This window comes from Ferrovibrio sp. GW821-FHT12B10, assembly GCF_058807515.1.
On the sequence record NZ_JBXAQT010000002.1, the window covers coordinates 20,491 to 33,409 of the forward strand.

Here is a 12,919-nt window from a genome sequence, read left to right on the forward strand (position 1 = left end):
GTTAGCGCAGCGCGGCTTTGATCGCGTCCGACAGATAGTCCGCCACGGCGCGCACGCGCGGCGCCTTGCGCAGATCGCGGTGGATCACCAGCCATAGATCGCGTGTCACCGGCGGCTTGCCACTATCTGCGATCAGCTCGGGATACTGCCGGGCGATATAATCGGGTAGCAGCACCGCGCAGGCGCCGCTGCGGGCGGCCGCCACCATCGGGATCATGCTGTTGCTGCGCAGCACCGTACGCAGCCCTGTCTGCTTGGCCAGCCATTGCGTTTCCGGCAGGTCGGGAAGGCTTTCGTCGAAGGCGGCCACCGCCATGCTGTCGGTGATGTTGGCATGGCGATAGAGGCGATAGGGGACGGCGCCCAGCCGGCTGGCATAGAGCTCGCCGGTCTTGGGTCGGGCCCAGCGGATGGCGATATCGGCTTCGCGCCGCGCCAGGCTGAGCGAGCGATGGTCGACCAGAATCTCCAATTCCAGCCGCGGCCAGCGCCGGCGCATCCCGGCCAGGCAGGGCGCAATGGAATGGCTGGCGACGCCTTCGGTGGCGGTGATACGCACCAGACCTTCCACCTGTTCACCGCGCTGGGCTTCGGCCAGCCGGTTCAGCCGTAACAGTGGTGCCTCGATCTGTTCGGCCGCCTGCAGCACCGGGGCGGCCAGTGGGGTTGGGCGGTAGCCACGCGCACGGCGCTCGAATAACTGGAAGCCCAGCGCCTCTTCCAGCGCGGCGATCCGCCGCGCCACCGTGGCGTGGTTTACCTTCAGCACCCGGGCGGTGCCGGACAGGCTGCCGTGACGGGCGAGCTCCAGGGCATAGCGGAGGTCGTTCCAGTCCGGCTGGCTTTGGCCATCTGTGCGTTTTTGCATAGTCATCGCGCGATCTTATGGAATTTGCACAAGACCTGCCATGGCCTAAATCAGAGCATATAATCCTCAATCGGAGTGTGCGTGATGACCCGTCCCAAGACCCTGCTTGAAATGGCCGGCGCCGCCGGCGTGCCGTTCCACTGGAACAAGGCCGCCCTGGTGGTGGTGGATGCCCAGAACGAATACTTGGTCGATGGCGGCCTGCCGCTGACCGGTGTCGAGCCCGCAGTGGCCGAGATTGCTCGCCTGCTGGCCGGCGCCCGGGCCAGCGGCGCGCCGGTGATTCATGTGCGGCATCACGGTCGGCCGGGCGGGGCGCTGTTCAATCCCGAGGGGCCGAAAGCTGATTTCATTTCCGCCGTGCGGCCGCTCGATGGCGAGACCATCGTCACCAAGGGCCTGCCAAACAGCTTCGCCAAGACCAACCTGGATGAGGTGCTGAAAGGCCTCGGCCGCACCGATGTGATCATCGCCGGCTTCCAGAGCCATATGTGCATCAGTGCCACGGCGCGCAGTGCGCTGGACCACGGCTACCGTGCCGCCGTGGTCGCTTCGGCCTGCGCCGACCGCGATCTGCCCGACCCGACCGGGACCGGTGCGATCTCGGCAACCGAGATGCATCGCATCACCATGGCGGCGCTGAACGACCGGTTTGCAATTGTGCTGAAAGACGCCAGCCTTATTTCGGCGCAGGCAGCGGCGTAGCGTTCACGCCGCTGCGCGGCACGGGGTTCATCGTCGGCACCGGCGCCTGCACGGCGTTTGGTGTTTCCGATGGCCGCGTGCGCGTGCGGCGGTCTGTCGGCAGGGTGTCCCAGACCTGGTTGGCCTCGGCCACGCTCAGCTTCTGGTCGCCCGGCCGGCAGGCGCGGCTGCGATACAGCACGCGACGATCGGGATAGAAGCACCAGATCGCCTCGGTCAACTGCGCGCGTTGCAGCAGCTGGGCCTCTTCGGTGTTGATCCAGCGGCTGCCCGGCGGGCAGGCCTGCGCCTCGAAGACCTGTCCCGTGCTGTCGCTGTAGCACAGCGCATAGACGCCTTCGCCGACGCGCGCCGGGTTGCTGTCATAGGGCGTGATGGTGCCGATGGCCGCGCCGCCGCCGGGCGGCACATTGGCCTGCGGTGTGTTGCCGATGCCGCCACGGGTAGCCGGCTGATAGGTGCGAGGCTGGATCGGCGTGATCTCGGGTGCGCCGCGGCCAGCGACCGGTGCGCGTGAGTTTGATGCCTGGAACTGGCGTTCAGCCATATCGGTGCCGACCGGACTGTAGCCCGGTGCGCAACGGCCGGTCTGGCTGAGATAGAGCAGTCCGGCCTCGGCGTTGAAGCAGGGTGTGACGGGGCGGTCGCTGGCGGCTGTGCCATCCGACAACCGCGGACGGTCGCTGCCGCCGCCCATTCCGCGGTAGAGGCTGCGGTTCATGTCGCGGATGCTGTTTTCCATGCTGCTGCAACCGGCCAGGCCGACAGCGAGAAGCAACAGCGCAAGGCCGCGACGATGCATGAATCAGCCGCGACCGCGATAGGGTGCGACACCCTGGTCGGGCAGCCACAGTCCGGCCGGCGGCTTGCCGGTCTGGTAAAAGACATCGATGGGCATGCCGCCACGCGGATACCAGTAGCCGCCGATGCGCAACCAGCGCGGCTGCATCGCCGCGACCAGGCGCTTGGCGATGCCGACGGTGCAGTCTTCATGGAAGGCGCCGTGGTTGCGGAAGCTGTTGAGGAACAGCTTCAGCGATTTCGATTCAACGATCTGCCGGTTTGGCACGTAATCGATCACCAGATGCGCGAAGTCGGGTTGACCGGTCATCGGGCAGAGGCTGGTGAATTCCGGCTGCGTGAAGCGGATCAGATAGGTCACACCCGGTTGCGGGTTGGGCACGGTCTCCAGCACGGCATCTTCCGGGCGCGCCGGCTGGGCGGCCATCTTGCCAAGCTGGGTCAGGCCGGCGACCGAGGGGGCGCGGCGGGTGCCGGGACGGGAGGGCGAGCGGGATTTGGTCGGCTTTGTCATGCTATCTATCTGCCACAACAACGCCTTGATTGCATCCCCGTGCCGCCATGATCGGCCGACAGTGTGACACCCGTACCGACCGAGGCATCCGGGTGGATGTACCGTCGGTGCTTTTGCCCCCGAAGGAGGCATGCTCATGACCCGTTTTAAAACCCTCGCCACCGCCCTGACCGTTGCCGGCGCCTTGTCCTTTGGCGCCGCCGGCGCCTATGCCCAGGCCACCCCGGCGCAGCCCGCCACGCCGGCCCAGCCGGGCGTTGCCGCGCCCGCCACGCCGGCGACCCCGGCCAGCCCGTCGGTGAAGAAGGCCGAGGATCACAAGGCCGACCAGCACAAGGATGCGAAGAAAACCGAGCTGAAGTCCGACCTGAAGAAGGACGACCAGCGCAAGGCCGATCTGAAGAAGGACCAGCTCAAGCAGGACCAGGCCAAGGCTGACCAGAAGTCCCGCGACGCCAAGAAAGCCGTCAACTGAGGCGCAGTGACGGCTGATTGGGGCTCCCGTCTTCGGACGGGAGCCTTTTTTTATTGGTTTTCAGCCGAGAAAGCGACTTGGAGTTGAGCGCGGCGGCCGGGCATGCGAGTCTGGGGTCATGGATTCCTCTAAAAACAATGCAGGCCACGATTTCATCCCGCCGAAACTGGTGGTGTTCGACTGCGACGGCACCATGGTCGACAGCCAGCATCATATCGTCTCCGCGATGCACTCCGCCTTCGCTGCCAACGGCCTGATCGTGCCGGAAGCCGATACGGTGCGTCGCACGGTCGGCCTGCCGCTGGATGCTGCGATCGAAAGCCTGCTGCCCTATGGTGCCGGCTCCCTGACTGCTGTCGTCGATGCATACAAACAGGCGGCGATCGCCCAGCGTCTGGTGCCCGATCACCACGAACCGCTGTTCCCCGGCCTGGTCGATGCGCTCGACCGGCTGGAGGCCGCCGGCTTCCTGCTCGGCATCGCCACCGGCAAGGCGCGGCGCGGCCTCGACTTCACGCTGAAGACCCATGGTCTGACCGGCCGCTTCGTCACCCTGCAGACCAATGACGTGGTGGCGGTCGGCAAACCGGCGCCCGACATGGTGCTGCAGGCCATGGCCGAGACCGGTGCAGATCGCACCTCGACCATTGTGGTGGGCGACACTACTTACGACATGGAAATGGCCCGCAATGCCGGGGTGAGGGCGATCGGTGTCGCCTGGGGTTATCACGAGGAAGAGGTGCTCTGGAATTCCGGGGCGCAGAGGGTCATTAAAAATTTCGAGGAACTTCCTGATCTGGTGATCGAATTGATGGCCTGATCGTTAGTGTTTTGACGGGAGGTGCCGCATGCGTGCTTTGAAATGGATTGGCGCCGTTCTGGCGCTGCTGATTGTCGCCGCCGTGGTTGCGGTGCTGACCGTGGATGTGAACCGCTTCAAGCCGCAGATCGTGGCGGCCGTCGAAGAAGCGACTGGTCGCAAGCTCGACATTGCCGAGGACATGAAGCTCAGCCTCTGGCCGCTGGGTATCGGGGTCAAGCGAGTCAGCTTCGCCAATGCGAGCTGGGGCAGCCGGCCACAGATGGCCACCATCGGCGAGTTCACAGCGCAGGTCGATCTGATCGCGCTGATCCGCAGCCAGGTCAAGATCGACAGCCTCGTGTTGAACGACGTCGATCTATTGCTGGAAAAAGACCGTCAGGGGCGGGCCAATTGGGACTTCGCCGGCCAGAAGCCGGCCCCGCAGCAGCAACCCCAGACCCAGACGCCTGCCGCACAGTCCGGCGGCGGCAGCATCCCCACCGTCGAGAATGTCGCGCTGAAGAATGTGAAGCTCGCCTATCACGATGCGCAGACCGGCGCGAAGACCGATGTGAATTTGAGCGAATTCTCGATCAAGCAGGCCAGCGGCAACACGCTGGCCACGAAACTGGTCGCCATCGTCAATGGCAACGAGATCAAGGCCGACGGCACGTTGGGCAGCCTGGACGATCTGATGGCGCCGAGCCGGCCCTGGCCGGTGAAGCTCACCGTCACCGTGCCCAATGCCAAGCTGACTGTGGATGGCAGCGTTGCCCAGCCGATGCAGGGCAAGGGCATCGCGCTTAAAGTGACGGCCGACGCGCCCGACCTGGCCAAGCTGGCGGCCGCTTTCGGTGCCAGTGCGCCGGCGGTGCCGCTGACCTTCCAGGCCGATGTGAAGGATCTCGGCCCGCAGCGTTATGCGCTCAACAACATCAACGCCAAGATTGCCGATAGCGATCTCACCGGCACGGCCGAACTCAACCTCGCCGGCGCAAAGCCAGCGGTAAAAGCCGATCTTGCCTCCAAGAGCATGGACGTGAACAAGCTGCTGCCCAAGGACGCCGCCAAACCTGCCAGTGGAGGCAGTGGCGGCGGCGCGAAAGCACCTGCCGGTGATGGTCGCCTGTTCAGCAACGATCCGCTGCCGCTCGATGGCCTGAACGCCGCGGATGCGCAGATCGCCTACAAGGCGGATCACCTGAAGGCGCCGGCTTTTGATGCGCAGGGCGTGTCGTTGGCTTTGACGCTGAGGGATGGGGTGCTGAATGTGAAACCGGCCGTTGCCGCTTTGGCACAGGGCAGCCTCACTGGCGACATCACCATGAACGGCAAATCCAAGGCGTTGAGCGCCAAGCTGGATGGCAAGGGCGTGGTGTTGAGCGAATATCTGCAGAAGGCCGGCATCACCGACATCGTGCGGCGCGGCGCTCCGACCGATCTGGCGCTGGACGTCACCAGCCAGGGCGCCAGCATGCGACAGTTGATGGCCGGCCTGAATGGCAAGCTGATCCTGAAAGTCGGCGAGGGCGAGCTGAAGGAAGAATATATCCGTGACTTCCTGCCCGGGATGGCGCGCGCGGTGTCGGCACTGGATCGCGCCGCCGCCAAGACCAAGCTGCATTGTGTCGTCACCGGCCTCGACATCAAGGGGGGTGTGCTGACGCCCAAGGCGATGCTGGCGGAAACTGGCAGCATGACCATGACCGGCGACGGCACGGTCAACCTGGGCACGGAGCAGCTGAACCTGCGTCTGGTGCCGTCGTCGCGCGACACCGGCCTTGCCGCCGCGCTGCCGCCGGTGATGGTGCGCGGCAAGCTGACCGATCCGAGCTTCACGCCCGATCCGGCGGCGCTGGCCAAGAATGTGCTGGGCGCTGCAGCCGGCATGGCGGCGTTGGGCCCGCTGGCGCTGCTGTCGCCGGCATTGGGTTCCGGTGGCGACGATGCCGCGACGGCCTGCAGCAAGGCTGTGGCGCTCGCTGAAGGTCGCCCGGTGCCGGCCTCGACGGCGAAACCCGGTTCGCAACCGGCCCAGCAGCAGCCGCAGTCAAATACTCCGGTCGACAATCTGAAACGCGGACTGGGCAATCTGTTCGGCCGTTGAAGGCGAGCAGGGGCGCAGCTATAAGCCGCAGTCATGAAGCGGTTCTACAAGGAAGCGACGGCGCAGCCCGAGGCAGATGGCACGGCGAGCGTGCGGCTGGATGGTCGGATGCTGAAAACGCCGGCCAAGACCGAGATGCGCGTGCCGACGCTCGGGCTGGCCGAGGCAATCGCCGCCGAATGGCAGGCGCAGGCGAACGAGATCAGGCCCTCGACCATGCCGCTGATGCAGCTGACGGCCACCGCCATCGACCGTGTGGCCCATGACCGCAGCTTTGCCACCGACGATATCCTGCGTTACAGCGATACCGACCTGCTGGCCTATCGTGCCGCGCAGCCGGCAGCCCTGGCCGAAAAGCAGGCCGAGGTCTGGCAGCCGCTGCTGGACTGGTTCCGTGAGCGTTTTGACGTCCAGATTGTGGTCACCAGCGGGATCATGGCGGTGGACCAGCCGCCGGAGCTGCGGCCCCGCCTGCAACGGGTCTGCGAGGGCTGCGATCCCTATCAGCTGACCGCGCTCCATGCCGCCACCACCAATACCGGCTCGGTGGTGCTGGGACTGGCGCTGCTGGAAGGCCGAGTCGATGCCGCCGCGGCCACCGAGGCCGGGCTGGTGGACGAACTGCACCAGGCCAGGCTCTGGGGTGAGGATGCCGAAGCCGCCAAACGGCGGGCCGGACTGGCCTCCGACCTGGAGGCGACGGCCCGATTTCTCGCTTTACTGAAGGTCACCCCTTAGTGCTATTCCCACCGGTTGTGCTTAATCCACAGGCACAACCTTTTCTGGGCAGCGCTTTGAATCGCTTGCTATAGTCCCTGCCGATCACAGGGACTTGATGTCGGCCTTCAGGGGGGCCCGACATATGGCAGGCATGGACACGCCGAAGCGGCAACGGCCCAAGATGGGCTATGGCGAGCTTCTGGCCATCATTGCGGATCACGAAAAGTACCGTCAGCGCCTGCCCGGCGGTCGGCGGGCGATCCTGCATTACCGCGACCTGTCCCACCTCTCCATGGCGGGCGTCGATCTCGCCGGCGCCGATTTCACTGGCTGTAATCTGCAGGCGGTCAACATGACCGATACGAACCTGAGCAGCGCGGTGCTGTTTGGCGCCGACCTGCGTGGCGCGTCATTGCAGAATGCGCGGCTGAATCATGCTGACCTGCGCGGCGCATCGCTGCGTGGGGCGGACCTCACTGGCGCGAAGCTGCAGGAAGCCGATCTCTGCGACGGCATGGTTGCCCATCGCGATCCCGTCGGCGGCGTGCATCTTGTCAAGCCCGACCATGATGCGGTCGACCTCGGTGGCGCCAAGCTGGTGGCGGCCGATCTCACCGGTGCGAACATGACCGGCGTGATGGCAGGCCGCACCGATTTCAGCGATGCCGTGCTGATCAACTGCGTGCTGACGCGCGCCAATCTTTCGGCGGCTAAACTTTCCGGCGCCAATCTCTCCGGCGCCGATCTCACCGGTGCGAATCTCAAGGATGCCGAACTGCGTGATGCGGTGCTGGTCGGCGTGCGCCTGGAAAAGACGCAACTTACCGGTGCCGATCTGCGGGGCATTCTGGACGACACGCCGCGCGGTCGTTCGATTGCCGAACTCGATGTCAGCATCGACGAGGCTTTCCGCCTGTATCGCCTCTGGGTCGAGACCGACGGCGTGAAAGGGCGGCTGTTCGATTTCAGCGGCTACGACCTGCGCAGCATCGGGCCGCGCCCGGGCCTGGTGCTGACCGGCGCGATGCTGGAAGGGGCGGTGCTGCAGGGGCTCAATCTGGAACGCGCTTCCCTGCAGGGCGCGCGCCTGGTCGATGCCGATCTGCGCGATTGCAATCTGGCCAGCGCTGACCTGCGTGGCGCCAATCTGACCGGTGCCCTGCTGGTGCGGGCCGACCTGCGCGAAGCCGACCTCAGCCCCCTGACTGTCGGCCTGATCAAGTCCTTTCCGGCCAATCTGTCACGCAGCCTGTTGCGCGGCGCCGACCTGCGCGGCGCCCGGCTGCGGCAGGCCTGGCTGGAGGGGGCCGATATGTCGCGCGCCCTGCTGGACGGGGCCGATCTGGTCGACGCCCGGCTGCCCCAGCGGTAATCCGCTTTCGTCTGATATATCAGCGGCGATAAATTCCTTTTATCGCAAGGGTTTCACTTCCGCTATTGCACTGCAGCGCCGGCTATTTTGCCGGTCCGCGCGATGTGCTATTGCCGTGTCACGGCCATGTCATAAGGCGCCCCATTCAACAGCGCCAAATCGGGGAGTTGCATGCAGGACATCATCCGGCAGTTGGAAGAGAAACGCGCGCAGGCGCGGCAGGGCGGCGGGGCAAAACGCATCGAGGCCCAGCATGCCAAGGGCAAGCTGACCGCCCGTGAACGCATCGAACTTCTGCTTGATCCCGGCTCCTTCGAGGAGTGGGACATGTTCGTCGAGCATGACTGCACCGATTTCGGCATGGATGGCCAGAAGGTGGCCGGCGACGGCGTCGTCACCGGCTATGGCACCATCAACGGTCGCGCGACCTTCGTCTTCAGCCAGGACTTCACCGTTTTCGGCGGGTCGCTCTCGGCCAGTCATGCCGGTAAGATCTGCAAGATCATGGACACCGCCATGAAGGTCGGTCTGCCGGTGATTGGACTCAATGATTCCGGTGGCGCGCGCATTCAGGAAGGCGTCGACAGCCTGGCCGGCTATGCCGAGGTGTTCCAGCGCAATGCGCTCGCCTCGGGCGTCGTGCCGCAGATTTCCGTCATCATGGGGCCCTGCGCCGGCGGCGCGGTCTATTCGCCCGCGATGACCGACTTCATCTTCATGGTGAAGGATTCGAGCTACATGTTCGTCACGGGTCCCGACGTGGTGAAGACCGTGACGCAGGAAGTGGTGACCCAGGAACAGCTTGGCGGCGCGGTGACGCATACCACCAAGTCTTCGGTGGCCGACAATGCCTATGAGAATGACGTCGAGGCACTGGCGCAGACACGTCGCATGTTCGACTTCCTGCCGCTGAACAACCGCGAGAAGGCTCCGGTCCGCGAGACCTGGGACCCGATCAACCGCCAGGAATCCTCACTCGACACGCTGGTGCCGCCCAATCCGAACAAGCCCTACGACATGAAGGAGCTGATCGAGAAGGTGGTGGATGAGGGCGACTTCTTCGAGGTGCAGCCCAATTACGCCAAGAACATCATCATCGGGTTCGCCCGTATCGGCGGCCAGACCGTGGGCATCGTCGCCAACCAGCCGATGGTGCTGGCGGGCTGCCTAGACATCGACAGCTCGCGCAAGGGCGCGCGCTTTGTTCGTTTTTGTGATTGCTACGACATCCCGATCGTCACCTTCGTCGACGTGCCCGGCTTCCTGCCCGGCACCAGCCAGGAATATGGCGGTATCATCAAGCATGGCGCCAAGCTGCTGTTCGCCTATGCCGAGGCGACCACGCCGAAGGTCACGGTGATCACGCGCAAGGCCTATGGCGGCGCCTATGACGTGATGGCGTCCAAGCATCTGCGTGGCGACGTCAACTATGCCTGGCCCTCGGCCGAGATCGCCGTGATGGGGCCAAAGGGCGCCGTCGAGATCATCTTCCGCGCCGAAATGAACGACCCGGCCAAGATCGCCGAGCGTACGGAAGAGTATCGCCAGAAGTTCGCCAATCCCTTCGTCGCCGGCCATCGCGGCTTCATCGACGATGTGATCATGCCGCATAACACGCGCTACAGGATCGCCCGCTCGCTCGCCATGCTGCGCGAGAAGAAGCTGGAGAACCCCTGGAAGAAGCACGACAACATTCCGTTGTAAGGGTGGCGCGTATCATGGCCGAGAAACTGTTCAACAAGATTCTGATTGCCAATCGCGGTGAAATCGCCTGCCGCGTGATCAAGACCTGCCGCAAACTGGGCATCAAGACCGTGGCGGTCTATTCCGATGCCGACGATGGCGCGCTGCATATGCGCATGGCCGACGAGGCCGTGCATATCGGTCCGGCCGCCGCCGCCGAGAGCTATCTGGTGATCGAGAAGATCGTGGCGGCCTGCAAGCAGACCGGCGCCCAGGCCGTGCATCCGGGTTATGGCTTCCTGTCGGAGAACCGCAAGTTCGCCGCGGCCCTGAAAGAGGCGGGCATCGCCTTCATCGGCCCCAATCCGGACGCGATCTACGCCATGGGCGACAAGATCGAGTCCAAGAAGCTGGCCCAGAAGGCCGGCGTCTCGACGGTGCCCGGCTATCTCGGCGCGATTGCATCGACCGATGAGGCCGTCAAGATCGCCACCGAGATCGGCTTCCCCGTCATGATCAAGGCTTCGGCCGGTGGCGGCGGCAAGGGCATGCGCATCGCGCGCTCGGCCGAGGAAGTGGCGCAAGGATTTTCCTCGGCCACCAACGAGGCGAAGAACTCGTTTGGCGATGATCGCGTCTTCATCGAGAAATACATTGAGCAACCGCGTCATATCGAAATCCAGGTGCTCGGCGACAAGCATGGCAATGTGATCTATCTGGGCGAGCGCGAATGCTCGATCCAGCGCCGTCACCAGAAGGTGGTCGAGGAGGCGCCGAGCCCCTTCCTGGACGAGAAGACCCGCAAGGCGATGGGCGAGCAGGCCGTCGCGCTGTCCAAGACCGTGAACTATGACAGCGCCGGCACGGTGGAATTCATCGTTGGCCCGGACCGCAGCTTCTACTTCCTGGAGATGAACACCCGTCTGCAGGTGGAGCATCCGGTCACCGAACTGATCACCGGCATCGACCTGGTCGAGCAGATGATCCGCGTCGCCGCCGGCGAGACGCTGAGCATCAAGCAGTCAGACGTAAAGCTGAACGGCTGGGCGCTGGAAGTGCGCATCTATGCCGAGGACCCGCTGCGCGGTTTCCTGCCCAGCACCGGCCGTCTGGCGCGCTGGCGCACCGCGCCGGAATCCGATGTCATCCGCAACGACACCGGCGTGGTCGAGGGCAGCGAGATCAGCATGTTCTACGATCCGATGATCTCCAAGCTCTGCAGCTTTGGCAAAGACCGCGCCGAGGCGATTTCGACGCTGTCGGCCGCCCTGGACGAGACCTGGATCAGTGGCATCGGCCACAACGTCAACTTCCTCTCGGCCGTGCTGGATCATCCGCGCTTCCGCGAGGGCCGGCTGTCGACCAACTTCATCGCCGAGGAATGGCCCAACGGCTATGGCGGCACGGTGCTGCCCGACGAGCGCCAGAACACAGCACTGGCCGTGGCGACGCTGCTGCATATCCGCAATGAGCTGCGCGCCCGTCACCTGGGCGGCAAGCTCGGGCTGCCCGAATGGGTCCCCGATGCCGAGTGGATCGCGGTGCTGAACAAGACCGAGTACAAAATTGGCGTTACCGATGCCGATGGCGGCTGCGATGTGAAAATCGGGAAGGGCAAGGCGCTCAAGGTTCGCAGCGACTGGAAGCCGGGCCAGCCCTTCTTCCGTGGCACCGTGAACGGCCAGACCGTCGTGGCGCGCGTCTCGGCGCGACCCGATGGGGTGCGCGTCGTCCATGGCGGCGCCGAGCTGGATGTGGCGGTGCGCACCCCGCGTGCGGCCGAATTGGCGCGGTTGATGCCCGAGAAACTGCCGCCCGATATGTCGAAGTATCTGCTCTGCCCGATGCCGGGCCTGGTCGTCACCATCAGCGTGGCGGAAGGCGAGGCGGTCAAGGCCGGTCAGGCGCTGGCCGTGGTGGAAGCCATGAAGATGGAAAACGTGCTGCGCGCCGAACGCGACGGCACCGTGAAGAAGGTCAACGCCAAGAAGGGCGACAGCCTGGCGGTCGACCAGGTCATTCTCGAATTCGCGTAAAGTCAGGAGCCGATGATGTCGACTGCCACGATCAACACCACGCTGCTCAATCACGTGATGCCCGGTATGCGCGCCTGGCGTGTCGCGCTGGCCATGATCGCCGGTTCGGCGCTGCTGGCGCTGTCGGCCAAGGTGCAGGTACCATTCTGGCCGGTGCCGATGACGCTGCAGACGCTGGCCATCCTGGTGATCGGCATGGCCTATGGCAGCCGGCTCGGCACCGCCACCGTGCTGCTCTATCTGGCCGAAGGCTTCGTCGGCCTGCCGGTCTTCGCCAGCGCCGCTGCCGGCCCGGCCTATTTCATGGGGCCGACGGCCGGCTACCTCGTCGGCTTCATCGTCTCGGTCTGGCTGATCGGCTGGCTGGCCGAGCGTGGCTGGGATCGCTCGCTGCTGCGTGGCGCCGTCGCGATGACTCTGGGCCATGGCGTGATCCTGGCATTGGGCGTTGCCTGGCTGTCGACCCTGGTCGGCATCGAGAAGGCCCTGGCCGTCGGCCTGTATCCCTTCTGGGCCGCCACCGCAGTGAAGACCGCGCTGGGCGTCGCCATCATGCAGGCGGCCTGGAAACTGGCGCTGAAGCGCCGCAGCCAGGATTGATTTCATCATGAAGCTCTATCGCTATCTCACCGGCAAGGATGACGCCGCCTTTTGCCATCGCATCACCGCCGCGCTGAACAATGGCTGGGAACTGCATGGCGGGCCGACGTTGACCTATGATGCCGAACGCAGGCAGGTGATCGCCGGTCAGGCCATCATCAAGGACAAGCCGGGCGACTACACGCCGGAGCTCAAGCTGTCCGAGCAATAGATCACATTTAGTTCAACCGTTGAGA

General features: G+C 64.8%; 13 protein-coding genes. 10 read left to right on the forward strand and 3 right to left on the reverse strand.

The genetic code is table 11. From position 1 onward, the window contains the following. Nucleotide 1: 1 nt before the first annotated feature. On the reverse strand, nt 2-874 hold the full coding sequence (locus AC1RRT_RS17745) for a LysR family transcriptional regulator (protein ID WP_493015213.1): 873 nt from the start codon (nt 872-874) through the stop codon (nt 2-4). A gap of 78 nt (nt 875-952) precedes the next feature. Between AC1RRT_RS17745 and AC1RRT_RS17750 the strand changes: the two genes are divergently transcribed. Beyond that, on the forward strand, nt 953-1,573 hold the full coding sequence (locus AC1RRT_RS17750) for a cysteine hydrolase family protein (protein WP_493015214.1): 621 nt from the start codon (nt 953-955) through the stop codon (nt 1,571-1,573). Here AC1RRT_RS17750 and AC1RRT_RS17755 read toward each other — a convergent pair. Continuing rightward, the gene (locus AC1RRT_RS17755; protein WP_493015215.1) at nt 1,548-2,375 is read right to left on the reverse strand and encodes a hypothetical protein; all 828 of its coding nucleotides are present in this window, start codon (nt 2,373-2,375) and stop codon (nt 1,548-1,550) included. The genes AC1RRT_RS17750 and AC1RRT_RS17755 overlap by 26 nt on opposite strands. 3 nt (nt 2,376-2,378) lie before the next feature. Next, nucleotides 2,379-2,801, reverse strand: a complete 423-nt coding sequence (queF, locus tag AC1RRT_RS17760) for a preQ(1) synthase (RefSeq protein ID WP_493015665.1) — start codon at nt 2,799-2,801, stop codon at nt 2,379-2,381. A gap of 223 nt (nt 2,802-3,024) precedes the next feature. Between queF and AC1RRT_RS17765 the strand changes: the two genes are divergently transcribed. From AC1RRT_RS17765 to AC1RRT_RS17805, 9 genes are all read left to right on the forward strand, one after another. Beyond that, on the forward strand, nt 3,025-3,363 hold the full coding sequence (locus tag AC1RRT_RS17765; protein WP_493015216.1) for a hypothetical protein: 339 nt from the start codon (nt 3,025-3,027) through the stop codon (nt 3,361-3,363). Between the two features lie 118 nt (nt 3,364-3,481). After that, the gene (locus AC1RRT_RS17770) at nt 3,482-4,183 is read left to right on the forward strand and encodes an HAD-IA family hydrolase (protein WP_493015217.1); all 702 of its coding nucleotides are present in this window, start codon (nt 3,482-3,484) and stop codon (nt 4,181-4,183) included. A 28-nt stretch (nt 4,184-4,211) separates the two neighbouring features. Next, nucleotides 4,212-6,272 carry an AsmA family protein gene (locus tag AC1RRT_RS17775; protein WP_493015218.1) on the forward strand — a complete coding sequence of 687 codons (2,061 nt, stop codon included), beginning with the start codon at nt 4,212-4,214 and terminating at the stop codon, nt 6,270-6,272. Nucleotides 6,273-6,305: 33 nt separating this feature from the next. After that, a complete protein-coding gene (locus tag AC1RRT_RS17780; RefSeq protein ID WP_493015219.1) occupies nt 6,306-7,010 on the forward strand; it encodes an ATP12 family chaperone protein in 705 nt (234 codons plus the stop codon). Between the two features lie 124 nt (nt 7,011-7,134). Beyond that, nucleotides 7,135-8,364, forward strand: a complete 1,230-nt coding sequence (locus AC1RRT_RS17785) for a pentapeptide repeat-containing protein (protein ID WP_493015220.1) — start codon at nt 7,135-7,137, stop codon at nt 8,362-8,364. Nucleotides 8,365-8,535: 171 nt separating this feature from the next. Then, complete coding sequence (locus tag AC1RRT_RS17790; protein ID WP_493015221.1) at nt 8,536-10,068, forward strand: acyl-CoA carboxylase subunit beta; 1,533 nt, start codon at nt 8,536-8,538, stop codon at nt 10,066-10,068. Between the two features lie 14 nt (nt 10,069-10,082). Further along, the gene (locus AC1RRT_RS17795) at nt 10,083-12,083 is read left to right on the forward strand and encodes an acetyl-CoA carboxylase biotin carboxylase subunit (protein WP_493015222.1); all 2,001 of its coding nucleotides are present in this window, start codon (nt 10,083-10,085) and stop codon (nt 12,081-12,083) included. A 15-nt stretch (nt 12,084-12,098) separates the two neighbouring features. Next, a complete protein-coding gene (locus AC1RRT_RS17800; protein ID WP_493015223.1) occupies nt 12,099-12,683 on the forward strand; it encodes a biotin transporter BioY in 585 nt (194 codons plus the stop codon). A gap of 7 nt (nt 12,684-12,690) precedes the next feature. Further along, entirely contained in the window at nt 12,691-12,894 is a 204-nt protein-coding gene (locus AC1RRT_RS17805) for a DUF1737 domain-containing protein (RefSeq protein WP_493015224.1), read from the forward strand. Nucleotides 12,895-12,919 lie beyond the last annotated feature (25 nt).

Bases quoted from the DNA above. Each gene is read 5' to 3' on its own strand.
- AC1RRT_RS17745 (WP_493015213.1), bottom strand. From the start codon at position 874: ATGACTATGCAAAAACGCACAGATGGCCAAAGCCAGCCGGACTGGAAC.
- AC1RRT_RS17750 (WP_493015214.1), top strand. From the start codon at position 953: ATGACCCGTCCCAAGACCCTGCTTGAAATGGCCGGCGCCGCCGGCGTG.
- AC1RRT_RS17755 (WP_493015215.1), bottom strand. From the start codon at position 2,375: ATGCATCGTCGCGGCCTTGCGCTGTTGCTTCTCGCTGTCGGCCTGGCC.
- queF (WP_493015665.1), bottom strand. From the start codon at position 2,801: ATGGCCGCCCAGCCGGCGCGCCCGGAAGATGCCGTGCTGGAGACCGTG.
- AC1RRT_RS17765 (WP_493015216.1), top strand. From the start codon at position 3,025: ATGACCCGTTTTAAAACCCTCGCCACCGCCCTGACCGTTGCCGGCGCC.
- AC1RRT_RS17770 (WP_493015217.1), top strand. From the start codon at position 3,482: ATGGATTCCTCTAAAAACAATGCAGGCCACGATTTCATCCCGCCGAAA.
- AC1RRT_RS17775 (WP_493015218.1), top strand. From the start codon at position 4,212: ATGCGTGCTTTGAAATGGATTGGCGCCGTTCTGGCGCTGCTGATTGTC.
- AC1RRT_RS17780 (WP_493015219.1), top strand. From the start codon at position 6,306: ATGAAGCGGTTCTACAAGGAAGCGACGGCGCAGCCCGAGGCAGATGGC.
- AC1RRT_RS17785 (WP_493015220.1), top strand. From the start codon at position 7,135: ATGGCAGGCATGGACACGCCGAAGCGGCAACGGCCCAAGATGGGCTAT.
- AC1RRT_RS17790 (WP_493015221.1), top strand. From the start codon at position 8,536: ATGCAGGACATCATCCGGCAGTTGGAAGAGAAACGCGCGCAGGCGCGG.
- AC1RRT_RS17795 (WP_493015222.1), top strand. From the start codon at position 10,083: ATGGCCGAGAAACTGTTCAACAAGATTCTGATTGCCAATCGCGGTGAA.
- AC1RRT_RS17800 (WP_493015223.1), top strand. From the start codon at position 12,099: ATGTCGACTGCCACGATCAACACCACGCTGCTCAATCACGTGATGCCC.
- AC1RRT_RS17805 (WP_493015224.1), top strand. From the start codon at position 12,691: ATGAAGCTCTATCGCTATCTCACCGGCAAGGATGACGCCGCCTTTTGC.